Genomic DNA, 25,598 nt, shown 5'->3' with positions numbered 1-25,598 from the left:
TTGCCGTCTGCAACGTGACGCAACTTTTACGAGATATTAAACGTATTGCAATTATAGATAAATGCTTTATCGTCTTTGTTATGCAGAGATAACGACAGTCCATGCAGTGATACACCCTTGCAACGGGAAGACGAAATGACGTCCAAACCTTTGAAAAATAAGGGAGGGCAGACCTCCATGGAAAGCTTTGCATTCATCCGCCAGATGTTGGGCGAGTTGCGGCAGGTGGCAGAAAGGGAACGTGCCGATCTTCTGTGCTACCTTCTGGAGATGGCCTACGTCGAGGCCGGCGACCTCCAGGCCGGCCATCGACCCCTCGCATCAATCCACCATGGCGAGCGACACTAGCCCGCCGGGGTGTCGATGCAACCGTCCGGCGAGATCGAGTTCGATCAGGACGAGATAGACCGACGCCGCCGCCAGCACCGTGTGGCGGATGATGTCGTCGATCTCGACCGGTGTCGGCCCGAGCGAATCGACGATGCGGGCGCGGTCGTTGTCATCGGGCGGCAGCAGCATCGGCTTGCCGGGATCCTCGCCAGGCTCCTCCGCCATCGGAGTCGCGAACAGGTCGATCTCCGACAGCGGCGCCAGCGCCTCGATGATATCGCCGGGGCTGGTGGCGATCATTGCGCCATCCTTCAGCAAGCCGTTCGTTCCCTGGCAGCGCGGATCGAGCGGCGAGCCGGGCACGGCAAACACCAGCCGCCCGAATTCCCCGGCTAGCCGCGCCGTGATCAGCGAGCCGGAGCGCGTTGCGGCCTCGACGACTACCAGACCCAGCGCGGCCCCAGCGATCAGTCGATTGCGACGGGGGAAGTCGCGGGCCCTCGGCTCCCAGCCGAATGGCATCTCGCTCAGCGCCATGCCATCGCCGTTCCAGATTTCATTGAGCAATCCGACGTTTTCGGGCGGGTAGGGCTGGTCCAGTCCTCCGGCCAGTGCCGCGATGGTGCCGGTCTCGATGCTGGCCCGATGGGCTGCCGTATCGATGCCGCGCGCTAGCCCCGAGATCACCGCATATCCGGCACGACCGCAGTCCCGCGCGATCATCGCAGCGAACTTGGCGCCGCTGATCGAGGCGTTGCGCGAGCCGACGACACCGACCGCGGGCTTCGTGCCGGTGGCAAGATTGCCCTTGGCCGCCAGCAATGGCGGAGCACCGTCGATCTGCCGCAGCGCCGGAGGATAGTCGGGTTCGCCGATGCCGATGAAGCGCGCTCCGAAGCGCTCGGCAATTTCCAGTTCGCGCAGGGCATCGCTTTCGCTGCAGATGCGGATAGCCCGCGTTGCGCCGCCGCGCTGCGACAATTCCGGCAGCATCGCGAGCGCGGTTTCAGCCGAGCCGAAGTGGTTGATGAGGTCGCGGAAGGTGGCAGGCCCGACATTGTCGGAGCGGATCAGCCTGAGCCAGGCAATCCGTTGTTTTTCCGTCAGCGCAATCCCAGACCGTCTTGCGCTGTCCGTGGCCATGAACCTACCCCTTGGATCCGATCTTGCTTTCCGTCCCTGCAGTCAGCCTGGCGATGTTGGCCTTGTGTTTCCACCAGCAGATGAGGCTCATCAGCGTCATCGCCGCAGCAATCTTGTCGGGTCCCACTATCCACAGCGCAACCGGAATAACAAGTGTTGCAACCAGTGCGGACAGCGACGAGTACCGGCTGAGGAAGGCGCAAGTGAGCCAGACGACCGCAAACAGCAGCACCATAACCGGCGCCAGCGCCAGCAGGATGCCGATATAGGTTGCCACACCCTTGCCGCCCCTGAAGCCGATCCAGACCGGAAAGATATGGCCGATGAACGCAGCAAAGCCCGCAAGCAGGCCGGCCTCTGCGCCAAAAAGCCGCGTGCAGACAAATGCGGCGAGGGTGCCTTTGAGGGCATCGAGCAGCATCGTTGCGACTGCGAGCTTTTTGCTGCCGGTGCGCAGCACATTGGTTGCCCCGATGCTGCCGGAGCCGATTGACCTCACATCGCCGAGCCCGGCCATGCGGGTCAACACCAGTCCAAAGGGGATGGAGCCCAGCAGATAGCCGATAGCAAGGGCTGCCAGCGCTAGCGGCACGGTGATCTGCCAGTTCATGATGTCGTTCAAATCGTCCCCCTATAGTCCGGCTTTTGCGTCCGTTTTCAGTTCAGCGAATAGACCAATGCGCCCCCCACATAGGTCGCTACCGCCCGGCCGCTGAACCGGGCATCCTCGAACGGTGTATTCTTCGAGCGCGACAGAAGCATGTCCTTGGCGACAAGCCAAGGCTCGTCGATATCGATCAGCGTGATATCGGCTTTCGCGCCCGGCTGGAGCGTGCCGGCATCGAGCCCGAAGATCTGGGCCGGTCGCGTCGACAGGGCATCGATCAGCCGCATCAGGCTGACCTGGCCGCTGTGGTGGAGGCGCAGGGCCGCGGCCAGCATGGTTTCCAGCCCGATGGCGCCGTCGGCCGCTTCAGCGAAAGGCAGCCGCTTGGTGTCGACATCCTGCGGATCGTGCGAGGAGACGATGATGTCGATCGTGCCATCGGCGAGCGCTTCGATCATCGCCATCCGGTCGTCTTCGGGTCTCAGCGGCGGATAGAGCTTGAAGAAGGTACGGTATTCGCCGATGTCGTTCTCGTTCAGCGCCAGATTGTTGATCGAGATGCCGCAGGTGACCTTGGCGCCGCGTTTCCGGGCGTTCCTGATCGCCTCGGCCGACTCAGGCACCGAAATCATCGCGGCGTGGTAGTTGCTGCGGGTCAGTGCCGCGATCCGGAGGTCGCGCTCGAGCGGGATGAGCTCTGCTTCCTTCGGAATACCCGATAGGCCGAGCCAGCTGGCAAACAGGCCTTCGTTCATGACGCCCTCTACGCCGAGATGTTCGTCGCGCGGCACGGAAGCAATGACGGCGCCGAACTCGCGGCCGTAGGTCATAACCCGGCGCAGCACCTGTGCGTCGTGGATGCTAGCATGGCCATCGGTAAAGGCCACGGCGCCGGCTTCTCGCAACAGGCCGATCTCGGTCATTTCAGTGCCGGCCAGCCCCTTGGTAAGGGCAGCGGCGGGATAGACATTCACGACCGCCTTGTCGCGCGCCGTTTTCTTGACGAATTCGACCAGCGCGATGTCGTCGATGACAGGGTCGGTGTCCGGCATCATGATGAAGGAGGTGATGCCGCCGGCTGCTGCAGCGCGGCTGGCCGAGGCGATCGTCTCGCGGTACTCGCTGCCGGGTTCGCCGACATGCACGCGGGCATCCACAAGGCCGGGCACCGCTATCAGCCCGGCGCAATCGCGCACGGTGGCGCCGGCTGGAAACGGCAGGCCATCGGCTTGCCTGCCGGATGCAACGATGACGCCGTTCTCGACGATAACGGTGCCGGTCTCGTCGAGTTGGCGCGAGGGGTCGATGATGCGGACGTTGGTGAGGACGATGGTGTTCATGCGCGCGGCCCCTGGTTCTGCGAGACAAGCAGCGTTTCCATCACGGCCATCCTCACGGCGACCCCCATTTCCACCTGTTCGGCGATGACGCTCTGCGGGCCGTCGGCCACTTCGGAGGCGATTTCGACGCCACGGTTCATCGGCCCCGGATGCATCACGAGCGCATCCTCCTTGGCGGCTTTCAGCGTCTCGGCATCGAGCCCGTAGAAATGGAAATATTCGCGCACCGAAGGCACGAAGGCGCCGGACATGCGCTCGCGCTGCAAGCGCAGCATCATCACCACGTCTGCATCCTTCAAGCCTTCCTTCATCGAGTGGCAGATTTCCACGCCCATCTCGGCCATCCCGGTCGGCAGCAGCGTCGCCGGCGCCACGACGCGCACCCGCGCGCCCATGGCATTGAGCAGGAGAATATTGGAGCGGGCGACGCGCGAATGCAGCACGTCGCCGCAGATGGCAACGATGATGCGCGACAGCTTGCCCTTGGCGCGGCGGATGGTCAGCGCGTCCAGCAGAGCCTGGGTCGGATGCTCGTGCTGGCCATCGCCAGCATTGACGACGGCACAAGATACCTTTTGCGCCAGCAGCGCTGCCGCCCCGGCGCTGGAGTGGCGGATGATCAGGACATCAGGGCGCATCGCATTCAGCGTCATCGCCGTGTCGATCAGCGTCTCGCCCTTCTTCACCGACGAATTGCCCACCGACATGTTCATCACGTCGGCGCCGAGCCGCTTGCCGGCGAGTTCGAACGACGCCTGCGTCCGCGTCGAGGCTTCAAAGAAAAGGTTGATCTGCGTCAGCCCGCGCAGCGTCGACGTCTTCTTCTCGCGCTGCCGGCTGATCTTCACCGCCTCGTCCGCCTTGTCGAGTAGATAGGTGATATCCTGCTCGGTGAGACCTTTGATGCCGATAAGGTGGCGGTGGGGGAAAAAGACCATGCGGGCGCCCTCGGATGTCGTCAGGGGCTCTATAATGAGCGCGCGGCGAGGGGGCAAGGCGGTTCGAAACGTTCAGGCCGGGCGAGGGGGCTTCGGCAACATGTTTATGGTGTTGGCTCGAACACTTTGAGCAACGGTGGATGCCCTACACAAGCGCCATCAAAATGCTGTCGCGGTAGACATTCCCGAGTTTCCAGTCCCGGCGACGGCGGCCCTCTATGACGAACCCCATCCGCTTGTAAAGGCCGATCGCAGCGTCGTTGTCATGCAGTACCGAAAGCTCGATTCGTTCTAGCTCTCTTTCTCGTGCCTTAGCCAGAGCCAGCGCAATCAGCCGCGTCCCCAGACCCAAGCCGCGGTATCCGGGAACAATTCCGATCCCGAGGCTGCCGATATGGGCATGCAGAGGGCCATCGCGCGGAGAGATGTCGCACCAACCGATCACCCTGCCATCAACGGTGGCGACCGCCTGCGGAGCTTGCCGTATGCGCATTGACTCCCACCACGATGCGTACCGATCGATGGGTGGGGCGTTCAACCGTGACAGCCAGAGACCTTCCTCCGCCACGACGGCTAGGCATCCGTGGCACGCTTCCATATCCTCATCGACGGCGCCTCGAACGTCAAGAAACATGGCGCACTCTCCCTCCTAAGTCAGATTTTCCAGATGCGGCGCTGGCGGACCAAAGCCGCGAACAGCAACTTTAGGTTCGCCAGGACGCGAAATTTAGAAGCTCGCCCTATAGGTCAACATTTTAGCCCCACTGTGTACATCGCCATGAATCTTTTCCATGGACGTTTCCACCATAGGTGACTTCGGCTAGAAGCGAATCATGACCCAAGCGCCCCGGAACGAAGACCCGTTGACCGATCTGAACCAGCCGAGCCTTTGGTCCGGCATCAATGCCTATCGTTCCGATCCGCTGATCGTCGACCTGACGGCCAATCTGCCGCGCAGCATTCGCGAAGATCTCGAGCAGATGGGGCGTTTCGTGACGTCGCATGAGGCGCAGGAACTGGCCCGGATGGCAAACCAGGGCGTGCCGCAGTTGAAGACCCATGGTCCGCGCGGCGAGCGGCTGGATATCGTCGAGTTCCATCCGGCCTGGCATGCGCTGATGCGCCGCTCGATGTCGGCGGGGCTGCATTCGTCGATCTGGGATCCGCAGGCGGATGTCGAGGCCAAGGACCAGGCGCACAAGGTACGAGCCGCGCGCTTTTACCTGACGGCGCAGCTCGAATGCGGCCATCTCTGCCCGCTGACAATGACCAGCGCCTCGGTGGCGGCGATGATGGCAGCCCCTGCGGTCCAGAAGGACTGGGCGCCAAAAATCCTGTCGCGGAAATATGATTCCACCAACAAGCCGGCCATGCAGAAATCCGCCGTCACCATCGGCATGGGCATGACGGAAAAGCAGGGCGGCACGGATGTGCGCGCCAATGTCACGTCGGCCGAGCGGGTGGGCGAGGGCATCTATCGGCTCTCCGGCCACAAATGGTTCCTGTCGGCGCCGATGAGCGACGCCTTCGTCATGCTCGCCCAGACAGGCGACGGGCTTGGCTGCTTCCTGGTGCCACGGCTGCTCGAGGACGGCTCGGCCAACGGGCTGCATTTCCAGCGCCTGAAGGACAAGATCGGCAACCGCTCGAATGCGTCCGCCGAAGTTGAATTCACCGACACGTTCGGCTTCCTGCTCGGCACTCCCGATGGCGGCGTCCGGACGATTCTCGACATGGTGACCCTGACGCGGCTCGATTGTGCGCTGGCGTCGTCGGGCATCATGCGCGCGTCGCTCGCCGAAGCGGTGCACCACGCGCGCGGTCGCAGCGTGTTCGGCAAGCCGCTGGTGAGCCAACCGATCATGACACGCGTGCTCGCAGACATGGCGCTCGACGTCGCCGGTGCGACTGCCCTTTCGTTCCGTCTGGCCGAAGCCTTCGACAAGGCCCGCGACAGCGCCGACGACGCAGCCTACGCCCGGGTGATGACCCCGGTTGCCAAATACTGGTGCTGCAAGATCGCCCCGGCGCTGATCTACGAGGCGATGGAATGCATCGGCGGCAGCGGCTATATCGAGGAACGCCCCATTGCCCGCCACTACCGCGAGGCGCCGGTCAACGCCATCTGGGAAGGCTCCGGCAATGTCATGGCGCTCGATCTTCTGCGCGTCCTCAACCGTGGTCGAGACCTGTTCGAAACGGTATTCGCCGGACTTGCCCGCGATCTCGGTCCGGCCGGCAAGAAGACCATCGCCGTGCTGCGTGCCGCCATGGCGCTCTGCGAGCGCGACGAGGGCGCTGCCCGGCTGCTGATCGAGCAGCTCGCCTTGGCTACCGCCGCCGCCGAACTCTACCGGCTCGGTGCCGGCAAAGTCGCCGATGCCTTCATCGAAACGCGTCTGGCCGGCGGCTGGCGCTCGACCTACGGCATGCTCGACAGCCGTTTCGACGCCAGCTACATCGTCGATCTGCTCTATCCACCCGCGACCTGACGGAGAGTTCGGCTCGCATCGAAACGCAAGGGGGACGTGTGGTTACGCTTCGCAGCTTTCGTCCCTCCGATATCGACAGCCTTTACGCCATCTCGCTCGCGACAGGCCATGCCGGCGGCGATGCCTGGCACCTCTACATCGATGGTCGGTTGATGGGGCATATCTACGTCGGCCCCTATGCGAAATTCAGTCCGGAAACCATGCTCGTCGCCGAGGACGAGGAGGGTGTCGGTGGCTATATCCTCGGCGTGTTCGACACGGCGGCCTTCGAGGACAGGCTTGAAGAGGACTGGTGGCCTGGTCTTCGCGCGATCTATCCGGAGCCGAGCGGCCCATCGTCGCAATGGAACGCCGACGAGCGCCGCTGCTTCATGATCCACCACCTCCGCCATACGCCCGAAAGCCTCATCCAACCCTATCCGGCGCATGTGCACATGAACCTTCTCCCACGCCTGCAGCAGCAGGGAATTGGCACAGCGCTTCTTGACCGCTGGATCACGATGGCCCGACAGGCCGGCGTCAGCGGCATCCACTTGGGAACCAACACTGCCAACCACGGTGCCTCGCGCTTCTGGCCGAAGCGCGGCTTTGCGCAATTGTCCCCGCCCGTAGCGCCGCTCTCCGAAACCACTGTGTGGTTCGGGCGTAGGCTTTGATTGCACGAAAATTAGTGTGTGACGACTTTCAGGCCGAGATGGTCCCGCATGGGATCGAAATCGCGATCGTGATGCAGAAGGCTATGGCCCTCTTCTATGCAGAACGTGCCTATGATGAGATCGATTGACTTGCGGATGGTGATGCCCTTTTCGCGCAACAGCCTTTAGTTCATCCAACGCTTTACTATGGCGGTGTTCCTTGGTGCAGCGCTATCCACAACCTTTGAAAAGCCCTGCGTTGTCGGCGAAATGACCGGCTGATAGTCACTGGCGATGACCACAGACAAAAACGATATGGCAGATTCGGTCCTTCTTCTGGAGAAGAACTCCGTTGCGCTTCTCTCCGAGCCGGTAAAGCCGCTGCGCAACCGCCTTGCAACCGAACACAATATCCTCGAATCCGCCAAGGCACTTCTTGCTGAACACGGCTTCCAGGCGTTCGGCATCAATGCCGTGGCCCGTCGCGCCGGCTGCGACAAGCAACTGATCTACCGCTATTATGGCGGGCTCGACGGTCTGGTCGAGGCCATCGGCGCCGATCTCGGTAGCTGGGTGAGGGACCGTATCCCAGACGATAGCGGTGGCATGTTCATGCTGACCTACGGCGACCTGATGGAGCGGCTGGCGCTGCTTTTCCTGGATGCACTGCGCGCCGATCCGCTGATGCGTCGCATCGTCGCCTGGGAGGTGTCGGAACAGACGGAACAGGTACGAAAACTGTCCGAGGCACGCTCCAAGGCGCTGGCCGCCTGGATCGACCGGATGCGCGGGTCGCTTGTGCCTCCCAAAGGTGTCGATGCGGTTGCCGTCAACGCCATCATTCTCGCGGCTATCCAGCATCTGGTACTCTCGGCCGCCATCGGCGGCCAATGTGCGGGATTGTCGCTGAGAAGCGAGAAGGATTGGGACAAGGCAGCGACCGGCCTGAAGCGCATCGTCCGTGCCGTCTACGGCTGAGGCAAGTTCTCCACAGGCCGTTAACCTTAACGAATGGTTTACGTTGCGGGAGGCCGGCTGACGGCACAAGGTGGCGAGATCATCAATTGTTAACCAGTGTGGCCATGACAGCAAAACCGGCTAAAGCCGCTCTATTCCTGATTTCAATGATGTTTTTCGCCGTCCTGGCTCTCAATATTGCAGTGCCTGCGGTGATTTTGGGCTCATTGGCGCTGGTGAGCGAGCTGGTCCTTTGCAGCGGAGATGGCGTCGCATATCGGGGAGAGGCCGCATGAAATGGTTTCTGCTGTTCTGGGGCGGGCCGATCTTCTTCCTCGGCAGCTGGTACTGGCTGTCCTACTACGACATCAGTTTCGGCATATTCATGTACACCCGCGAGGTTCACGACCTGACATTTCAGGTCTACGGTAAAGTCCTCGGGCTACCCCCGGAATCGATCCCACCGCTGGTGCTGCGCGCTATCATCGTCGATAGTCTCGTGGTCTTCGCGCTGATCGGCTTTCGCAAGCGCAAGCTGATTGCAGCCTGGTGGCAGGCGCGTCAGGCCTCGAGATCCGGCGATCGATTGCGGGACAGCGAAGACAGCCTGTCGAGCGCGCCCTGAAGAATAAAGCTGGCCGCTGCGGAATCGATGCGCTCGGCACGTTTTGCCCTTGAAACATCCATGGCGATCAGCTGACGTTCTGCCGCGACAGTCGACAGGCGCTCGTCCCAGAAGACGAAGGGCAGGGCGGTTTTGTCCGACATGGCCCGCACGAAAGACCGGGTCGCCTGGACCCGCGGCCCCTCCGAGCCGTCCATGTTGACCGGCAGGCCGATGATGAACGCCGCTACTTTTTCCTTCTCCGCGAACGCCAGCAGTGCTGCAGCATCGGGCGTAAACTTCACCCGCCGCAGCACCGGACGTGGCGTCGCCAGTCGTCGCCCGATATCCGACATCGACAGCCCAATGGTCTTCGTGCCGAGGTCGAGGCCTGCAATCGCCTGATTCGGCAGCAGGGTTTCCGCCAGTTCTTCGATGGTGAGGACTGTCATCGGGATATTGTCTCGTCAAAAGAAATTGAGCGGCGGATCACTGTCATTTTTTGCCTTTTGGGCTATGTCGCTAGTGTCCTTAGCATCAAGGTTCGAATTTGCATCCCTCAATTCACGGAGTTATCCCATGAAAGTCACCTGGCTCGGCCATGCCGCATTCCGCATCGAGACTTCCAAGGCAACGATCCTGATCGACCCGTTCCTGAGCTATAACCAGTCCTTCTCCGCAGCCGGCCTGACGGTTGCCGACGTGTCCAAGGGTGTCACCCATATCCTGTTGACACACGGCCACGCCGACCACGTGGGCGACACGGCAGCGATTGCCAAGGAGACCGGCGCGATCGTTCTCGCCAATGCCGATCTCGCAGCCTGGCTCGGCGGCAAAGGCGTCGAGAAGATCGAATCCGGCAACACCGGCGGCACGATCCACTTCGACGGCTTCACCGTCACCTTCACTAACGCCCTGCATTCGTCGGCCCAGCAAACGGAAGACGGCGTTTCGCACGCGCTCGGCAATCCGAACGGCCTCGTCCTGCATTTCGATGACGCGCCGACCCTCTACCACATGGGCGATACCGATATCTTCGGCGACATGGCGCTGATCAACGAATTGCACCAGCCTGAAATCGGCCTGGTGCCGATCGGCGACCGCTACACCATGGGCGGTGCTGTGGCTGCGCTTGCCTGCCAGCGCTTCTTCAACTTCAAGTCGGTGATCCCCTGCCACTACGGCACCTTCCCGATCATCGATGCGACGGCCGAAAAGTTCGTCACCGCCATGGAAGGCGCAGCCGCCAAGGTCGTCGTGCCGAAGGTCGGTGAGGCAATTTCGTTCTAAGGCGTTTAGTCGAGGATAAAGCTGCAAGACATGCCGGCACCTAGATATGCCGGCATGTCGGAATATTCATTCGTGATCGCGACCGTTAAGCCAGCGTTGGCTCGACGCGTCTGCTGGACGGGCCGGTTTGAGATGCCGAGACCGTGCCAGTACCCTGTGCCCACTGGCCCAATGCTTCGACCCGCCGCGTGAGGCGTGGATAATGCGAAAAGATATGCAGGAAGAATCCGGCCACGGATGGCACCATCCGCTCCTGCGCCTCAAACGCTGCCGTATTCAACTGGGCGTTCAAACGGGCGCTGCCGCATGCCAGCATCTGCAATGCGGTCCGGGATGCTTGAATATTATTCGCGACGACCAGGCCGACGCGGTCGCACGTCAACTCGCGTGCACGCGAATATGCCGCGCCGAGAAATGGCACGATATGAGCTGGCAGATGAAGCAGCATAGGAATTGTGTTGAGATGGCCGGCTGCGTGATGACCGAGTTCATGGCCGATCACGAAACGAACCTGCTCGTCATTGTCCGCATCGATGAGCTGCGACGTTAGCCAGATATATTTGGTCCGCCCGACGAGCGTAAGCGCCATGGCATTCATGACACCGCTGGAATTATAGACGAAGGCCGTTGGCGCTTCCATCCCGAGTTGCCTGGCACCGTCTTCGACCATCTTTTGAAGTTGTGGAAATTGCTGCTGGCTGACCATTACGTAATGGCCAATCATGTAGGCGCGCAGCAAGGCCCGGGCGACAAAGCTGACGAACCATAAAATGCCGATGTAGAACACGAAAATCAAAGCCATTCCGATATTCTTCGATGCCGCTATTAGCAGGGCTGCTGCCAACAGGAACCAGATCAGGCTGCCGATGAGCAGCATCAGCGAACCATAAAACTTCTCTTTGGGATGGCGGATTTTAGAAATTTCAAACGTCATGAGTTTTTCTCCCCACAGTGCACTATGGGAAAAAACCGTAGATTGCAGATATTGGGAAGCGATAATAAAATCTGCAAAGGCCAAAAGGTCTATGTTGTTAACACTCTTTTAATTTCCGCCACTCGTCCGGTTGATGCCGCCTTGGCAGTTGCACCCGACGGACATGGCCTTTATAGCGTGGGAAACACATCCCAGCCGGAGAATTTCATGTCCGTCGATCTTGCCATCGTCAAGCGCGTTGCGCGCCTTGCCCGCATCGCCGTTACCGAGGACGAAGCCAACCGCATGGTCGGCGAGCTCAACGGTATACTCGGTTTTGTCGAGCAGCTCTCCGAGGTTGATGTGACGGGTATCGTGCCGATGACCTCGGTCACGCCGATGGCCATGAAGAAGCGCGAAGACGCCGTAACTGACGGCAGCAAGGCTGATGACGTCGTCGCCAATGCGCCGCTCACCGACCGCAATTTCTTCCTCGTTCCGAAGGTCGTCGAATAGGCATTCGAGCCGTTCCGATCCATCCGACCGCAGCCTTTCCAGACCTGAAGTGAACCGATCATGAGCGAACTGACCAGCCTGACCATTGCCGAAGCCCGCGATAAGCTGCGTGGCAAGGAGATCACCGCGACCGAGCTTGCGACCGCCTACGTTGCGGCCATCGACGCGGCCAATGGCGCGCTGAATGCCTATATCAAGGTGACGCCCGACAAGGCTCTGGAGATGGCCAAGGCCTCGGACGCTCGTATCGCCGCTGGTTCGGCCGGTGCGCTCGAAGGCATTCCGCTCGGTATCAAGGACCTGTTCGGCACGGAAGGCGTCCACACCCAGGCCTGCAGCCACATCCTCGACGGTTTCGAGCCTCGCTACGAATCGACCGTCACCCAGAACCTCTGGAACGACGGCGCCGTCATGCTCGGCAAATTGAACATGGACGAATTCGCCATGGGCTCGTCGAACGAAAGCTCCTATTACGGCCCGGTCATCAACCCCTGGCGCGCCACGGGCTCGGACCAGCAGCTGGTTCCCGGCGGTTCCTCCGGCGGGTCTGCTGCAGCGGTTGCGGCCCATCTCTGCGCCGGCGCCACAGCCACAGACACCGGCGGGTCGATCCGCCAGCCAGCCGCCTTCACGGGCACCGTCGGCATCAAGCCGACCTATGGCCGCTGCTCGCGCTGGGGCATCGTCGCCTTCGCCTCGTCGCTCGACCAGGCCGGCCCGATTGCCCGGGACGTGCGCGATGCCGCCATCCTCCTGAAGTCGATGGCATCTGTCGACGCCAAGGACACCACATCGGTCGATCTTCCCGTCCCCGACTATGAGGCAGCGCTCGGCCAGTCGCTGAAGGGCATGAAGATCGGCATTCCACGCGAATACCGAGTCGAGGGTATGCCCGGCGAAATCGAGACCCTTTGGCAGAAGGGCATTGCCTGGCTGAAGGATGCCGGCGCCGAGATCGTCGATATCTCGCTGCCGCACACCAAATATGCGCTGCCGGCCTACTATATCGTCGCTCCGGCTGAAGCCTCGTCGAACCTTGCCCGCTATGACGGCGTACGCTACGGCCTGCGCATCGACGGCAAGGACATCCTCGACATGTACGAGAAGACCCGCGCTGCGGGCTTCGGCACCGAGGTCAAGCGCCGCATCATGATCGGCACCTATGTGTTGTCGGCCGGCTATTACGATGCCTATTACCTGCAGGCGCAAAAAGTCCGTACGCTGATCAAGCGCGACTTCGAACTTGCCTTCCATGCCGGTGTCGATGCCATCCTCACGCCAGCCACGCCGTCCTCCGCCTTCGGCATTGCCGACGAGGAACTGGCCGCTGACCCGGTCAAGATGTACCTCAACGACATCTTCACGGTGACCGTCAACATGGCTGGCCTGCCAGGCATCGCCGTCCCCGCCGGTCTTGACGCGAAGGGCCTGCCGCTTGGACTGCAGCTCATCGGCAAGCCGTTCGACGAGGAAACTCTGTTCAAGACCGCTCATGTCATCGAGCAGGCAGCCGGCAAGTTCACGCCTGCCAAGTGGTGGTAAGAGCCTGAATTGGGGTTCGCGGTCGGAGATCGCGGGCTCGATGTAACATTCGTCCGCAATGGATGAATTGAAACCCCGTCGGTATGGTGCGCTCAGCACGTGCCGGAGCTTATGGACGCCCTCGAGCATCCTGGCAAAGTGCCTTCATGTACACGCGCGCTACGACCCGTTTGACTTCCTCGGAGATCGTTATGGGCGTCGATCAATAGCCAGGAAATATTCAAACCATGGATTGGGTCCCTATATTATTCATTACGTTCAAAGTTCTGGCGCTAGGAACGGGCATGTTCTTCGCCATTAAGTGGCATCACGACCAACGGACCTCGTCCAAGCCGACCGATATGATCAAAGTCGCGCTGGAGGTCGGTTGCTATCTGCTGATGGTGGTGATCGTCTTCGCGCTTGTCTACGTCCTGTTGGGCTATCTCGATTTACTTCCTGCCGGTTTGGGTTCTGATTGAGCGGACGTAGAAGCCCGGAACCAAAGTCATCAATCCGGGCCTTGCCTCGTTGGCGGCACCAAAGGCTCTCCCGCTCAATAAGGTCTCGCTGACCAGCGGTTGTGTACAGCCACGGAAACCGTGACTGTCTCTTAGCCAGCTTCGCTGAGCATCTGGCAAAAGCTGTCATCAAATGTTTTACTGGGTCAGTAACGCGTGGGGTGCTCATGATTCACATTCGCAATGCCCATGAAGGCGAGACGGAGATCCTGACCAACATCGGGCTTCGCGCCTGGCAGAAGGCCATGGCGGCGATTGGGGACAGCGACGTCATGATGGACGGCGCGAGGGACTCCTTCTCGAATTTTACCCGCGACTCCTGGCTGACGATCACCGTTGTCGAAAATCACGGGGTTGCCTGCGGCTGGGCGGCGCGTGAAAAGCTGGACGAGAACATCACGGATTTCTGGATCGACCCTGACGAACTCAGGCAGGGACTGGGTTCGGCCCTGCTGGCGCAGATCGAGAGCGATATTGCTGCCCAGGGCTTCGACACCGCAGCGCTGCAGACCCACTCCGGCAATGCCGAGGCTATCGGCTTCTTCAAGGCGCATGGTTATACCGTCCACTGGCTGTCCGTCGTCTATTCGCCCTCCCTCGACCGGGATCTGCCGACCGTCGGCCTGTCTAAATCGCTGCTTCCGCCGGACGACGACCTTTACGGCAGCAGCTTCTGAAAGGGGTCGAGGTCTCCGCTTCCTATGAGGGCCAGCGTCCGGTCGTCGGGGATCCCGTCGAAGAAGCGATCGAGTGCCCGCTGGAAAAGCGAATCGCGCCCGCTGACAGCTGCAAAGAGCGTCATGCTCGATCGGAATTTCAGATCGTCGGGAGAACCGAGGATGGCGTGGGCAGAGCGCCCGCCGTTTGCCGTACCTCCGGCAGAGAGCATTACCTGCGCGCAGGCCGTCAGCCGCTTCCCGAGCAGCGGGTGGGAGATATAAGCCAAGGCTTCCTCCTTGGAGCGGATCGCATATCGCTGCGCCATCGAAGATGTACCAAGCCCGGCGATCTGCGGAAAGACGAACCACATCCAGTGCGAGCGCTTAGCGCCGGCCAGGAGTTCCGCCAGCGCCTGTTCGTATATGCTAGCCTGCGCCTCGACAAACCTGTCGAGGTCATGGGGGTCGGTCGAAGCGGCCATCGTCATTCTCCTGCGTGCGCGTCATCTATATTTTGGGCGCGCCGCCATTCCGGCAAGGCAATGGCCGGCGACGGGGCGCCGGCGTCGATCAATTGCCGTCTGCAGCACCCGAAAGCCTTGCACGCCAAAGCCATTTCCTTTACCTCACAGACAAGAAATCCAGCCTTTGAAGAGCATCCCATGACCCTTGTCGACGTCCGCACGCCCGATCCGAAACGCTTCATTCCCGGCGCCACAGGCGACTGGGAAGTGGTCATCGGCATGGAGGTGCATGCGCAGGTTCTCTCCAAGTCGAAGTTGTTCTCCGGCGCCTCCACCGAGTTCGGCAAACCGGCCAATTCCAACGTCTCGCTGGTCGATGCCGCCATGCCCGGGATGCTCCCCGTGATCAACGAGGAATGCGTCAAGCAGGCGGTGCGCACCGGCCTCGGCCTGAAGGCGCAGATCAACAAGCGCTCGCTGTTCGACCGCAAGAACTATTTCTATCCCGACCTGCCGCAGGGCTACCAGATCTCGCAGTTCAAGGACCCGATCGTCGGCGAAGGCCAGATCGTCATCTCGCTCGGCCCTGATCGCCAGGGCCAGTTCGAGGACATCGAGATCGGTATCGAGCGCCTTCACCTCGAGCAGGACGCCGGCAAGTCGATGCACGACCAGCACGCCACCATGTCCTATGTCGACCTCAACCGCTCCGGCGTGGCGCTGATGGAGATCGTCTCCAAGCCCGACATGCGCTCGTCCGACGAAGCCAAGGCCTACATGACCAAGCTGCGCTCGATCGTACGCTATCTCGGTACCTGCGACGGCAACATGGACGAGGGCTCGATGCGCGCCGACGTGAACGTTTCCGTGCGCAAGCCCGGCGGCGATTTCGGCACGCGCTGCGAGATCAAGAACGTCAACTCCATCCGCTTCATCGGCCAGGCCATCGAATACGAAGCCCGCCGCCAGATCGCCATTCTGGAAGATGGCGGCTCCATCGACCAGGAAACCCGGCTGTTCGATCCGGCCAAGGGTGAGACCCGCTCGATGCGCTCCAAGGAAGACGCGCACGACTACCGCTATTTCCCCGATCCGGACCTTTTGCCTCTGGAATTCGACGATGCCTTCATCGCCGAACTCGCCAAGGATCTGCCGGAGTTGCCGGATGCCAAGAAGGAGCGCTTCGTGCGCGAACTCGGCCTCTCCGTCTACGACGCGTCGGTGTTGGTCTCCGAGAAGGCGATTGCCGATTATTACGAGGCACTGGCCGCCGGCCGCGATGGCAAGATGGCCGCAAACTGGGTCATCAACGACTTGTTGGGCGCCTTGAACAGAACCGGTAAAAGCATTGAAGAGACTCCGGTTTCCGCAATCCAGCTCGGCGGTATTCTCGACCTGATCAAGTCCGAGGCCATCTCCGGCAAGATTGCCAAGGATGTCTTCGAGATCGTCCTTACCGAGGGTGGCAATCCGGCCGAGATCGTCGAGAGCCGCGGCATGCGCCAGGTGACGGATACCGGCGCCATCGAAAAGGCGGTCGATGAGATCATCGCTGCCAACCCGGATCAGGTCGCCAAAGTGCTGGCCAAGCCGACACTCGCCGGCTGGTTCGTCGGCCAGGTGATGAAGTCGACCGGCGGCAAGGCAAACCCGCAGGCCGTGCAGGCTCTGGTCAAGGCCAAGCTCGGCATCGTTGAGGAGTAGGGATGTACTTCGTGCGCACCGCCAGCGCCCGCGACCTCGACAAAGTCCGCGCGCTGCTGAACGAGACCTGGCATGCGACCTACGACAATCTCTACGGCGCAGCCAAGGTCGAGGAGATCCATGCGTCGTGGCATTCGGCTGCAGCGCTGAAAACGCGCCTGGAGAAGAAGGATTCGGAGTTTGTCGTCGCCGATGACGGCAAGGAGCTCGGCGGCATGGGTTACGCGGCCCTGTCCGAGGAGACGGCCAAGGTCGCCGTGTTGCACATGCTCTACGTCCGGCCGTCGGCGCAGCGGCAGGGTATCGGTCGCGATCTCTTCGCGGAGCTCGAGACCTGTTTTCCAGATGCCGACCGGATGCGTGTCGAGGTGGAGCCGGAAAATGCACCGGCCATTGCTTTCTACCAGAGCCTCGGCTTCGATGAAGTCGGTCGGAACAAGAATGATGGGCCGAAGCAATCCGGCTTGCCGACACTGGTGTTCGAGCGCGCGCTGACGAACCACTGATCGACAGAATGTCTCTCCGCTTTCCATCGCGTTGCTGGCTGACCCGGCATCATTTCATCCGGCGCAAGCTCGCCCCCCTCTGTCACTTCGTGACATCTCCCCCACAAGGGGGGAGATTGGCTGGAGATGCATCGCCTGTCCCAAAGGCAGTGAAGTTTCTTTTCCCTTTGGTCAGGCGACCCGGCGGTTGCGGCTGATCTCCCCCTCGTGGGGGAGATGTCGGCGTAGCCGACAGAGGGGGGGTACTCGCTGCAGTCTCGGCGAGATGAATACGATGCAGACGGTGCCATGAACCAGCCACCAGATGGCCAGCCACGAAGGTAGAACTCCATGACCAGCCTGACCATCCGCGAAGCCCGCGAGGCAGACCTGCCCGCCCTGATCGCGCTGTTTGCGGCCGACCCGCTCGGCGGCCATGGCGACACGCTGGATGCGGAAGCGTTCCCCGCTTATCTCGAAGCCTTCCGCACAATCGCAGCCTCGCCCGACCAGACCCTTTATGTCGCGGCGCGCAACGGCGAAGTCGTCGGCGCCTTCCAGACCATGTTCACCACCTCGCTCACGGGCCGGGGCGGGTCGGCAATGATCATCGAGGCGGTGCAGACGCGCGACGACATGCGCGGGCAGGGGATCGGTGCCGCGATGATCGACCACTGTATCGCGGACGCAAAGCGTCGTGGCGCAAGACTGGTGCAACTGACATCCAACGCGACCCGCAAGGATGCCCATCGCTTCTACGAGCGGCTGGGCTTCAAGCCGAGCCATCTGGGCTTCAAGATGGCGCTGAAATGACAGCCGGAGCGGCTGGAATCGCTGGACAATAACTTCTTCCGGCGGCATAAGCTTTGGATCGAATTCTGCTCCCGCCCGCGCCGTTTCGCCGGGCCTCGAGGAAAAGACAATGATGAAATTCCTGCTGCTGACCTTCACTTGGTGGAACGGTGCGACTGTCGGCACCCGGCTGGCGATCTGGCGCTTCGGCAAGCGCGTCGGCGAGGATGAGGCCGGCAACGTCTACTATGAAGGCGGCATGTCGTCCTACGGCCTGCGTAAGCGCTACGTCGTCTACAACGGCTATGCCGAAGCCTCGGCCATCCCGCCGGGCTGGCACGGCTGGATGCACCATCGCACAGACGTTCCGCCCTCGGAGGAGACCTATGTCCCCAAGGAATGGCAGAAGGCTCACAAGCAGAACCTGACGGGCACGCCGCAGGCCTATCGTCCGCCGGGTTCGCTTGCCGTTGCCGGCGAGCGCCCGCGCGTCACCGGCGATTACGATGCGTGGACGCCCGGCAACTGATCGGATCGTCCAACCCGCGCTTTGGCCACATTTGGCGTTTACGCGCTGTAAACCGGCTGCTCATCGCATGAGCTCTGCCGACCGATACCACGCTGGAGACTGGCGGATATGACGTTTTTCACGCGAGGCGCTTCTTTGCGTGCGGCGACCGCAGCGATGTTTGCCCTTGGCGCCATTGCAGTATCCGCCCCGGCCGAAGCCGCCCGTATCTCCAATCCTGTCGCAGTGTTTTCAGGCCTCGACAAGATCACAGGCCGCATCACCACATTCGACGTATACCTGAACGAAACCGTCCAATTCGGCGCCCTTCAGGTGACGCCAAAAGCCTGCTATTCGCGCGACGATGCCGAGCAGCAAAAGGTCGACGGCTTCGTCGAGGTCGACGAAATCACGCTCGACCGCCGCATCCGCCGCATCTTCACCGGCTGGATGTTCGCCGACAGCCCCGGCCTCAACGCCGTCGAACACCCGATCTACGACGTCTGGCTGAAAGAGTGCAAACAAAAGTCCGACGTCCCGCCACCGGATGCTGCGAAGACGAATTAGGGTGTGGTGTGGGTTTTTGGACAGTGTTGTTCCGCGCAGTTCGACCTATCTCCGCTCGCCTCAAGTGCACTTCCAACTACAGCCAGCCTCATTCCTGTGCTTGTCACAGGAATCCAGCCACGGCGCGTCTGCGCCGTGAGAGGAGGCTGCGTCGTGGAAGTAGTCTTTGGCCCAAGGACTTGGGCGGCTGGATTCCTGTGACAAGCACAGGAATGAGGGAGGCCGGGGATCGCGCTTTCCATCCCATTCATAGGACGGAAAAGTAAACCGCGCTGAAGTCCTCTACCAACGGCGTCTTCAGAATTTCAGATTGCGGCTTTCCATCGCCGCCTTCAACAGCACCGCATACTCGTCCTTTGGCACATCGATGGCGCCGAAGTTCTTGAGGTGCTCGGTCGTGAACTGGGTGTCCAGCAGCGTGAACCGCTTTTCCCGCAGGCGCTCCACGAGATGCACCAGGCAGATCTTCGAGGCATCCGTTCTGCGCGAAAACATGCTTTCGCCAAAAAACGCCGAGCCGAGCGAGACGCCGTACAGGCCGCCGACGAGCTGGTTGCCTTCCCAGGCTTCGACCGAATGGGTGTGGCCGACGCGGTGGAGGGCAGAGTAGAGGCTGCGGATGGTGGAGTTGATCCAGGTGGATGGCCGGCCGGTCGTGGCCTCGCCGCAGGCTGATATGACGGCGTCGAAATCGTAATCGAAGCGGATGTCGAAGGGGGATTTGCGGACCGTCTTGGCGAGACTTTTGGAGATGTGGAACCCGTCGAGCGGCAGGATACCACGCATCTCAGGCTCGACCCAGAAAATCTCCGGATCGTCTGCCGATTCGGCCATCGGAAAAAGGCCGATGGAATAGGCCCGCAGAAGGATCTCGGGGGTAAGCCCTTGCGATCTTCTGCGGGAGCCTACCATTGCTTACTCTACCGGCTTTTCAAGGTAGTGCTCCAGCCAGTGGATATCGTAATCGCCATTGGCGATATCCTGGTTGGAGACAAGATCCTGGAATAGCGGCAGGGTGGTTTTGATGCCGTCGACGACGAATTCGTCGAGTGCACGACGAAGCCGCATCATGCATTCGACGCGGGTGCGGCCGTGAACGATCAGCTTGCCGATCAGGCTGTCGTAGTAGGGCGGGATCTTGTAGCCCTGATACACCCCAGAATCGATGCGCACGCCAAGACCGCCCGGTGCATGGAAATGCGTGATCGTGCCGGGCGAGGGCACGAAGGTGCGCGCATCCTCGGCGTTGATACGGCATTCGATGGCGTGGCCCTGGAAATGCACTTCGTCCTGCGTCACCGAAAGACCGCCGCCGGAGGCGACGCGGATCTGCTCGTGGACGAGGTCGATGCCGGTGATTGCTTCCGTTACGGGATGCTCGACCTGCAGGCGGGTGTTCATTTCGATGAAATAGAACTCGCCATTTTCATAGAGAAACTCGATGGTGCCGGCGCCGCGATATTTCAGCTTCTTCATGGCATCGGCGCAGATCTGGCCGATCTTCATCCGCTGCTCGACATTGAGCGCCGGCGAATTGGCTTCTTCCCAGACCTTCTGGTGACGGCGCTGCAGCGAGCAGTCGCGCTCGCCGAGGTGGATGGCGTTGCCTTCGCCGTCGCCGAACACCTGGACTTCGATATGGCGCGGCGTCGTCAGATATTTTTCCATGTAGACGGCGTCGTTGCCAAAGGCAGCAAGCGATTCCGAGCGCGCCGTCGACCAGGCCTCGAGCACATCGTCCGGCGAGTGCGCCAGCTTCATGCCGCGTCCGCCGCCGCCGGCCGTCGCCTTGATCAGCACGGGATAGCCGATTTCGGCAGCCGTCTTGATGGCTTCGGCTTCGGTCTTCACTTCGCCGTCGGAGCCCGGCACGACCGGAATGCCGAGTTCGACAGCCGTCAGCTTGGCGGTGATCTTGTCGCCCATCAGCCGGATATGTTCGGCCGTCGGGCCGATGAAGGTGATGCCGTGGGCCTCGAGTATATCGGCGAACTTGGCGTTCTCGGACAGGAAACCGTAGCCGGGATGCACGGCATCTGCGCCGGTGATCTCGCAGGCAGCAACGATCTGGTGAATGTTGAGATAGCTATCGCGTGCCTGCGGGGGGCCGATGCAGACGCTCTCGTCAGCAAGCCGCACATGCATCGCATCGGCATCGGCCGTCGAGTGAACGGCCACGCACGGAATGCCGAGCTCCTTGCAGGCGCGCAGCACGCGAAGGGCGATCTCGCCGCGATTGGCTATGAGGATCTTGGAAATCATGGGCATGGGCCTACTACTCGATGATGACGAGAGCTTCGCCATATTCGACCGGCCGCCCGTCTTCGATGAGGATTTCTGTCACCTTGCCGGACTTCGGCGCAGGGATCTGGTTCATCGTCTTCATGGCTTCGATGATCAGCAGCGTCTGGCCTTCCTTGACCATGGCGCCGACTTCGATGAAGGCGCGGGCGCCGGGAGCGGACGCCATGTAGACCGTACCGACCATCGGCGCCAGAACGACGTTGTCGGGGTTGCGCGCAGGGGCTGCCGGAGCGGCGGCAACGGCTGCGGCAGGTGCTGCCATCTGCTGCTGCGGCGCTGTCATCATCGGCGCCTGGACATACTGAGTCGTGCCGGCGCGGGAAACGCGGATGCGCAGATCGTCCTGTTCGACCTCGATCTCCGTCAGATCGGTCTCGTTGAGGATGTTTGCGAGATTGCGGATCAGTGCCTCGTCGATACCCGGTTTGTTGTCAGCCATGGAATTTGCCCTGTGTCATTCTTGTTATTGCGTCAATTTGGTTTGGCGCGATGCGCCTCTGTCGTCTGCTAGGCGGGCCGCCGCCGCGCACCGCTTCCTTCGTGAGCCGCTTCCCGTAGCATCGGGATCCCGCTGTCGCCAGCGTCTGGCTCAGGCACGACTGACGCTGGGAGCGCCGGGCCGTTGAGGAGAAGAATGGTGTGCGTCATCATCGGTTCCGTCAAAGTCCAGGGCAACCTATAGACTCCCGAGCCTCCGGAGGAAAGCCCCCAAGGCACGGGACGCACGCGCTGCTGCGGCAGCCAGCCCTTGTCCACATCTAACAGGGGGCGATTGCGGCAATATGATGGGGGATGGGTACGTAGACCAGCCGATCAGCAGCTGGTCTTGCCGCAGGCCCGCACGCTGGCGACCTTTTCCTTCAGTGCATCGAGGCCGATGGCGCCGGAGACAGCCTCGTTGCCTATGACATAGGCCGGCGTGCCGGTAACGCCGAGGTCCGTCGCCAGCTGGTATGTGGCCTTGACGCTGTCGGTGTTCGGGTTGGCGGCCATCTCCTTGCGCAGCGCATCTTCCTTGATGCCCAGCGTGCCGGCGACCTCGATGGCGCTGTCCTCGGTGGCGCGACCTTCGCTGGAGAGCAGCGTATGGCTGAATTCGGCATATTTTGCCGGTGCTAGGCGACGGAAAGCATCGGAAACGCGCGAGGCTGCCACTGAATCCGGCCCGAGAATCGGGAATTCCTTGAGGACATAGCGGATATTCTTGTCGGCCTTCAGAAGCGCGTCGGTGTCGGCAAGCGCGTGGCGGCAATAGCCGCAATTATAGTCGAAGAACTCGACGATGGTGACATCGCCCTTATCATTGCCGATGTTGACATCGGACTTGCTGTTGAAGATTTCGTCCTTGTTGTCCGAAATCGCCTTGTTCGACTGGCTGAGGCGCTGCTCTTCCTGCTTCTTTTCGAGCGCCGCCTGCACATCCAGCATCACTTCGGGATGGCTGACGAGGTATTCCTTGATGAAGTCGCCCATCTCCTTCTTCTGCGCCTCGTCCATCGCCAGCGCTGGCTGGGAGAAGGCAAGCGACGAGAACAGGGCAACCGCCGAAAGGCTCATCAGGGTTTTCGAAAGCAGGGCCATAAAATCCTCGTCATCTGGTAACTGGGCAGGGTGTCCGGGTTCAGCTATCACCGCGTGGTTAACATCTGCCGACACAAAGCGGCAAGGTAAGGTGCTGCGGTAAAAGGTCAAACAGCTAATTTCATCAGTGCCGCACAATCGCGCCATTGTGAACACGCAAGCTTTGCGGCAATTGTCTGGCCACGCAAACAGTCGAGAAGGTGCCGAATTTGTTTTCCCTATCCAAGCGCAGCGACGTCGAGCCGTTTCACGCCATGGACGTCCTGGCCGAGGCGACGCGGCGTCGTCAGGCCGGCCATCCCGTCATTTCCATGGCTGTCGGCCAGCCATCGCACCCGACGCCAAAGGCAGCATTGGAGGCGGCCCGCAGCGCCCTGGAGCATGGCCGCATCGGTTACACCGATGCACTCGGCATGGCTGCCCTGAAGCAGGCGATATCCGGCCACTACAAGTCGCGCCACGGTCTTTCCATCGACCCCGCGCGCATCGCCATCACCACGGGCTCGTCGGCCGGCTTCAATCTGGCCTTCCTCGCGCTGTTCGACCCCGGCGATTGCGTGGCCATCGCACGCCCCGGCTATCCCGCCTACCGCAATATCCTGTCTGCCCTCGGGCTTCAGGTGATCGAGGTGCCGGTCAGCGCCGAGACAGCGTTCACGCTGACGCCCGAGAGCCTCGAGGCGGCGGCGGTCGAAAGCGGCAAGCGGCTGAAGGGCGTGCTGCTTGCCAGCCCCGCCAACCCGACAGGCACCGTCACCAGCCGGGAAGGGCTGGCGGTGCTCGCAGCCTATTGCGCTGACAACGCCATCGCCCTCATCTCGGACGAGATCTACCACGGCCTGACATTCGTCGGAGAAGAGACCAGCGCACTTGAAATCACCAATGACGCCATCGTCATCAACTCGTTCTCGAAATATTACTGCATGACCGGCTGGCGCATCGGCTGGATGGTGCTGCCGGAGCGCCTGGTGCGGCCGATCGAGCGTGTCGCCCAGAGCCTCTACATCTCGGCCCCGGAACTGTCGCAGATCGCCGCCACTGCCGCTCTCGGTGCCTCCGCCGAACTCGATGTCTACAAGGCAAGCTACGCCAGAAACCGCGACCTGCTCGCCCGCCGCCTGCCGGAGATCGGCTTTTCCATAGCCTCGCCCATGGACGGCGCCTTCTACGCCTATGTCGATGTCAGCCGCTTCACCAACGACAGCATGGGCTTTGCGCGCAAGATGCTCGCCGAGATCAACGTCGCCGCCACCCCCGGCCTGGATTTCGATCCGCTGGAAGGTTTCCGAGCGCTGCGGTTTTCCTATGCAGGCTCGAATGCCGAGATCGAGGAAGCCGTCGAGCGGCTCGCAGATTGGTTGAGATAGGCCTAGTTTTCAGAGGGTTGGCAGCATCCGCGGAATCAATCAAGCAAGCCGTTGATTCGAAGTATGAGGCAAGAACCATGTCAGCCCCGGCGTGATCTCCCCCTTGTGGGGGAGATGTCGGCTCGGCCGACAGAGGGGGTTGGATACCAACACCTCCAAATTTGCCGCGCCACCCCCCTCTGTCACCTCCGGTGACATCTCCCCCACAAGGGGGGAGATCCGGCTGCAGTGCCCCAGATCGATCCTGTGTATTCGCCATGCGCATTTGCTCAAGCGATGAAAACCATAGTGATAAAGTAAAAACAAACGGCTGGGGTCGCGCGGGCCAACACATGTGGCCAAGCTGCCGAACCGTGCGTTGAAAGGTGCTATTTATCTCGGAACTTGCGAGGCAGCTTTCTAATTTCCTGGGAGAAAGTTTGTCGGGCCTGCGTTACTCGTGTGTCAGCAAATGTCAGCATGAAAACTCACGGTGAAGGAGTGAAAGTTGGAGGCTTTAAACGGGGGCAGAGCCGGGAAGATATGGCTTGAGGGAAATACGGTCCTACGTCCGGCTGGACCATGGACCCCGACGGTTCACAGGTTCTTGCGGCATCTGCAATCGAAAGGCTTCTTGAGGGCACCAACGCCTATAGTAATCAACGACACTTACGAGGTCGTGAGCTACGTCGAGGGGCGCGTATGCGAGCATCTCGGTGATCCGGATGTCGGCTCAGAGCAGATGTTGGCCTCGGCAGGACAGCTTCTCCGGTACTTCCATTCCGCATCAGAGGGGTTCCTTGAAACTGATCGCGCGGTGCAGACGTGGTTTCTGCAGGCACAAGAGCCGGAGGAGATCGTGTGTCACGGTGACTTCGCGCCCTACAACGTGACAGCCATCGACGGAATTGCGACAGGAATCATAGATTTTGATACTGCACATCCGGGACCCGCTCTATGGGACTTGGCGTATGCAGTTTACCGGTGGGCGCCACTGTCCGATCCATCCAATCACGGCGTGGTATTTGAACTCGAAGAACAGTTTCAGCGAGCGACAATTTTCTGCGATGCTTATGGCGCGACACATGAACAAAGAGTTCAGCTTCCGGAAGTCATATGCAGACGCCTGACGGCGCTGGTAAACTTCATTCGTGCAAGCGCTGAGGCAGGCGACGGGACATTTGTGCAGAACGTTGAAGCCGGACATGCAGACTTATATCTGCGCGATATTGTTCACATCCAGAGGCGGGTGGATCAATTGATATTAGCCCTTACCCGTTAAGCGCGCTGGCAAGTTGGCGGAAGCAGAAGTACTGCGTCTGCAGCTAATTCGGTTCAAACCCCAACCAAACACACCATAAAAAAATCCGGCTGCATTGCT

30 protein-coding genes and 1 pseudogene are annotated in these 25,598 nt (G+C 61.0%); 18 read left to right on the top strand and 13 right to left on the bottom strand.

Annotated features, from left to right (window positions below):
* The first annotated feature begins 135 nt into the window (after window positions 1–135).
* On the top strand, window positions 136–348 hold the full coding sequence (locus J5278_RS12305) for a hypothetical protein (RefSeq protein WP_209183552.1): 213 nt from the start codon (window positions 136–138) through the stop codon (window positions 346–348).
* On the opposite strand, the gene dprA is transcribed toward J5278_RS12305, so the two are convergent.
* From dprA to J5278_RS12280, 5 genes are all read right to left on the bottom strand, one after another.
* A complete protein-coding gene (dprA, locus tag J5278_RS12300) occupies window positions 322–1,473 on the bottom strand; it encodes a DNA-processing protein DprA (RefSeq protein WP_209183554.1) in 1,152 nt (383 codons plus the stop codon). The genes J5278_RS12305 and dprA overlap by 27 nt on opposite strands.
* 4 nt (window positions 1,474–1,477) lie before the next feature.
* Window positions 1,478–2,083, bottom strand: coding sequence for a glycerol-3-phosphate 1-O-acyltransferase PlsY (gene plsY / locus J5278_RS12295; protein WP_142829064.1), 606 nt, complete (start codon window positions 2,081–2,083; stop codon window positions 1,478–1,480).
* A 47-nt stretch (window positions 2,084–2,130) separates the two neighbouring features.
* A complete protein-coding gene (locus J5278_RS12290; protein WP_209183556.1) occupies window positions 2,131–3,420 on the bottom strand; it encodes a dihydroorotase in 1,290 nt (429 codons plus the stop codon).
* Window positions 3,417–4,358 (bottom strand): aspartate carbamoyltransferase catalytic subunit, encoded by a 942-nt coding sequence (locus J5278_RS12285; RefSeq protein ID WP_209183558.1) that lies wholly within the window; start codon window positions 4,356–4,358, stop codon window positions 3,417–3,419. The genes J5278_RS12290 and J5278_RS12285 overlap by 4 nt, the downstream gene beginning before the upstream one ends.
* A gap of 145 nt (window positions 4,359–4,503) precedes the next feature.
* Window positions 4,504–4,992: a GNAT family N-acetyltransferase gene (locus J5278_RS12280; protein ID WP_209183560.1), complete on the bottom strand. Its 489-nt coding sequence runs from the start codon at window positions 4,990–4,992 to the stop codon at window positions 4,504–4,506.
* Window positions 4,993–5,191: 199 nt separating this feature from the next.
* On the opposite strand from J5278_RS12280, the gene J5278_RS12275 reads away from it, so the two are divergent.
* Complete coding sequence (locus J5278_RS12275) at window positions 5,192–6,850, top strand: acyl-CoA dehydrogenase family protein (RefSeq protein ID WP_209183561.1); 1,659 nt, start codon at window positions 5,192–5,194, stop codon at window positions 6,848–6,850.
* 38 nt (window positions 6,851–6,888) lie between these two features.
* On the top strand, window positions 6,889–7,506 hold the full coding sequence (locus J5278_RS12270) for a GNAT family N-acetyltransferase (RefSeq protein ID WP_209183562.1): 618 nt from the start codon (window positions 6,889–6,891) through the stop codon (window positions 7,504–7,506).
* Between the two features lie 11 nt (window positions 7,507–7,517).
* On the opposite strand, the pseudogene J5278_RS12265 reads toward J5278_RS12270, so the two are convergent.
* Window positions 7,518–7,670, bottom strand: a pseudogene (locus tag J5278_RS12265) (PIN domain nuclease); the annotation flags it as partial.
* Between the two features lie 130 nt (window positions 7,671–7,800).
* On the opposite strand from J5278_RS12265, the gene J5278_RS12260 reads away from it, so the two are divergent.
* The 3 genes from J5278_RS12260 (at window position 7,801) to J5278_RS12250 (ending at window position 9,067) form a co-directional block, all read left to right on the top strand.
* Window positions 7,801–8,463 carry a TetR/AcrR family transcriptional regulator gene (locus J5278_RS12260; RefSeq protein ID WP_209183563.1) on the top strand — a complete coding sequence of 221 codons (663 nt, stop codon included), beginning with the start codon at window positions 7,801–7,803 and terminating at the stop codon, window positions 8,461–8,463.
* A 104-nt stretch (window positions 8,464–8,567) separates the two neighbouring features.
* Window positions 8,568–8,738: a hypothetical protein gene (locus tag J5278_RS12255; RefSeq protein ID WP_209183564.1), complete on the top strand. Its 171-nt coding sequence runs from the start codon at window positions 8,568–8,570 to the stop codon at window positions 8,736–8,738.
* Window positions 8,735–9,067, top strand: a complete 333-nt coding sequence (locus J5278_RS12250; RefSeq protein WP_142829001.1) for a DUF6105 family protein — start codon at window positions 8,735–8,737, stop codon at window positions 9,065–9,067. Before J5278_RS12255 ends, J5278_RS12250 begins: the two co-directional genes overlap by 4 nt.
* On the opposite strand, the gene ruvX is transcribed toward J5278_RS12250, so the two are convergent.
* Window positions 9,004–9,498, bottom strand: a complete 495-nt coding sequence (gene ruvX, locus J5278_RS12245; protein WP_209183565.1) for a Holliday junction resolvase RuvX — start codon at window positions 9,496–9,498, stop codon at window positions 9,004–9,006. The genes J5278_RS12250 and ruvX overlap by 64 nt on opposite strands.
* A gap of 127 nt (window positions 9,499–9,625) precedes the next feature.
* On the opposite strand from ruvX, the gene J5278_RS12240 reads away from it, so the two are divergent.
* Window positions 9,626–10,336, top strand: coding sequence for a metal-dependent hydrolase (locus J5278_RS12240; protein WP_209183566.1), 711 nt, complete (start codon window positions 9,626–9,628; stop codon window positions 10,334–10,336).
* A gap of 85 nt (window positions 10,337–10,421) precedes the next feature.
* On the opposite strand, the gene J5278_RS12235 is transcribed toward J5278_RS12240, so the two are convergent.
* The gene (locus J5278_RS12235; RefSeq protein WP_209183567.1) at window positions 10,422–11,270 is read right to left on the bottom strand and encodes a M48 family metallopeptidase; all 849 of its coding nucleotides are present in this window, start codon (window positions 11,268–11,270) and stop codon (window positions 10,422–10,424) included.
* Between the two features lie 207 nt (window positions 11,271–11,477).
* Here J5278_RS12235 and gatC point away from each other — a divergent pair, with 207 nt between their 5' ends.
* The 4 genes from gatC to J5278_RS12215 all read left to right on the top strand — a co-directional run bounded on the left by gatC (window position 11,478) and on the right by J5278_RS12215 (window position 14,484).
* Window positions 11,478–11,765 carry an Asp-tRNA(Asn)/Glu-tRNA(Gln) amidotransferase subunit GatC gene (gatC, locus tag J5278_RS12230; protein WP_209183568.1) on the top strand — a complete coding sequence of 96 codons (288 nt, stop codon included), beginning with the start codon at window positions 11,478–11,480 and terminating at the stop codon, window positions 11,763–11,765.
* A 60-nt stretch (window positions 11,766–11,825) separates the two neighbouring features.
* Window positions 11,826–13,307 carry an Asp-tRNA(Asn)/Glu-tRNA(Gln) amidotransferase subunit GatA gene (gatA, locus tag J5278_RS12225; RefSeq protein ID WP_209183569.1) on the top strand — a complete coding sequence of 494 codons (1,482 nt, stop codon included), beginning with the start codon at window positions 11,826–11,828 and terminating at the stop codon, window positions 13,305–13,307.
* A gap of 284 nt (window positions 13,308–13,591) precedes the next feature.
* A complete protein-coding gene (locus tag J5278_RS12220; protein ID WP_209184143.1) occupies window positions 13,592–13,768 on the top strand; it encodes a hypothetical protein in 177 nt (58 codons plus the stop codon).
* Window positions 13,769–13,974: 206 nt separating this feature from the next.
* A complete protein-coding gene (locus J5278_RS12215; RefSeq protein WP_209183570.1) occupies window positions 13,975–14,484 on the top strand; it encodes an N-acetyltransferase in 510 nt (169 codons plus the stop codon).
* Here the strand turns inward: J5278_RS12215 and J5278_RS12210 are convergent.
* On the bottom strand, window positions 14,466–14,948 hold the full coding sequence (locus J5278_RS12210) for a DUF1810 domain-containing protein (RefSeq protein WP_209183571.1): 483 nt from the start codon (window positions 14,946–14,948) through the stop codon (window positions 14,466–14,468). The two genes, J5278_RS12215 and J5278_RS12210, sit on opposite strands and share 19 nt — an antisense overlap.
* A 180-nt stretch (window positions 14,949–15,128) precedes the next feature.
* Here J5278_RS12210 and gatB point away from each other — a divergent pair, with 180 nt between their 5' ends.
* The 5 genes from gatB to J5278_RS12185 all read left to right on the top strand — a co-directional run bounded on the left by gatB (window position 15,129) and on the right by J5278_RS12185 (window position 18,986).
* Window positions 15,129–16,634, top strand: coding sequence for an Asp-tRNA(Asn)/Glu-tRNA(Gln) amidotransferase subunit GatB (gene gatB, locus J5278_RS12205; RefSeq protein WP_209183572.1), 1,506 nt, complete (start codon window positions 15,129–15,131; stop codon window positions 16,632–16,634).
* A 2-nt stretch (window positions 16,635–16,636) separates the two neighbouring features.
* A complete protein-coding gene (locus tag J5278_RS12200) occupies window positions 16,637–17,140 on the top strand; it encodes a GNAT family N-acetyltransferase (protein WP_209183573.1) in 504 nt (167 codons plus the stop codon).
* A 330-nt stretch (window positions 17,141–17,470) separates the two neighbouring features.
* Complete coding sequence (locus J5278_RS12195; protein ID WP_209183574.1) at window positions 17,471–17,932, top strand: GNAT family N-acetyltransferase; 462 nt, start codon at window positions 17,471–17,473, stop codon at window positions 17,930–17,932.
* A 109-nt stretch (window positions 17,933–18,041) separates the two neighbouring features.
* Window positions 18,042–18,440 carry an NADH:ubiquinone oxidoreductase subunit NDUFA12 gene (locus J5278_RS12190; RefSeq protein ID WP_142828981.1) on the top strand — a complete coding sequence of 133 codons (399 nt, stop codon included), beginning with the start codon at window positions 18,042–18,044 and terminating at the stop codon, window positions 18,438–18,440.
* A 108-nt stretch (window positions 18,441–18,548) separates the two neighbouring features.
* Window positions 18,549–18,986: a DUF2155 domain-containing protein gene (locus tag J5278_RS12185; RefSeq protein WP_142828979.1), complete on the top strand. Its 438-nt coding sequence runs from the start codon at window positions 18,549–18,551 to the stop codon at window positions 18,984–18,986.
* Between the two features lie 297 nt (window positions 18,987–19,283).
* Here J5278_RS12185 and aat read toward each other — a convergent pair whose 3' ends face one another.
* The 4 genes from aat to J5278_RS12165 all read right to left on the bottom strand — a co-directional run bounded on the left by aat (window position 19,284) and on the right by J5278_RS12165 (window position 22,871).
* Window positions 19,284–19,898: a leucyl/phenylalanyl-tRNA--protein transferase gene (gene aat / locus J5278_RS12180; protein WP_209183575.1), complete on the bottom strand. Its 615-nt coding sequence runs from the start codon at window positions 19,896–19,898 to the stop codon at window positions 19,284–19,286.
* 3 nt (window positions 19,899–19,901) lie between these two features.
* Entirely contained in the window at window positions 19,902–21,254 is a 1,353-nt protein-coding gene (accC, locus tag J5278_RS12175) for an acetyl-CoA carboxylase biotin carboxylase subunit (RefSeq protein WP_209183576.1), read from the bottom strand.
* 7 nt (window positions 21,255–21,261) lie between these two features.
* Window positions 21,262–21,729, bottom strand: a complete 468-nt coding sequence (accB, locus tag J5278_RS12170; RefSeq protein ID WP_209183577.1) for an acetyl-CoA carboxylase biotin carboxyl carrier protein — start codon at window positions 21,727–21,729, stop codon at window positions 21,262–21,264.
* A gap of 374 nt (window positions 21,730–22,103) precedes the next feature.
* Entirely contained in the window at window positions 22,104–22,871 is a 768-nt protein-coding gene (locus J5278_RS12165) for a DsbA family protein (protein WP_209183578.1), read from the bottom strand.
* A gap of 209 nt (window positions 22,872–23,080) precedes the next feature.
* On the opposite strand from J5278_RS12165, the gene J5278_RS12160 reads away from it, so the two are divergent.
* Both J5278_RS12160 and J5278_RS12155 read left to right on the top strand, forming a co-directional pair.
* The gene (locus tag J5278_RS12160; RefSeq protein WP_209183579.1) at window positions 23,081–24,238 is read left to right on the top strand and encodes a pyridoxal phosphate-dependent aminotransferase; all 1,158 of its coding nucleotides are present in this window, start codon (window positions 23,081–23,083) and stop codon (window positions 24,236–24,238) included.
* Window positions 24,239–24,725: 487 nt separating this feature from the next.
* Window positions 24,726–25,499 (top strand): phosphotransferase enzyme family protein, encoded by a 774-nt coding sequence (locus J5278_RS12155; RefSeq protein WP_209183580.1) that lies wholly within the window; start codon window positions 24,726–24,728, stop codon window positions 25,497–25,499.
* Window positions 25,500–25,598 lie beyond the last annotated feature (99 nt).

The sequence above is a fragment of the Rhizobium sp. B21/90 genome, assembly GCF_019355815.1.
Lineage (GTDB): Bacteria > Pseudomonadota > Alphaproteobacteria > Rhizobiales > Rhizobiaceae > Rhizobium > Rhizobium rhododendri.
The sequence above is the reverse complement of the archived record's forward strand: the minus strand, read 5'-3'. Positions and strand labels throughout refer to the sequence as shown.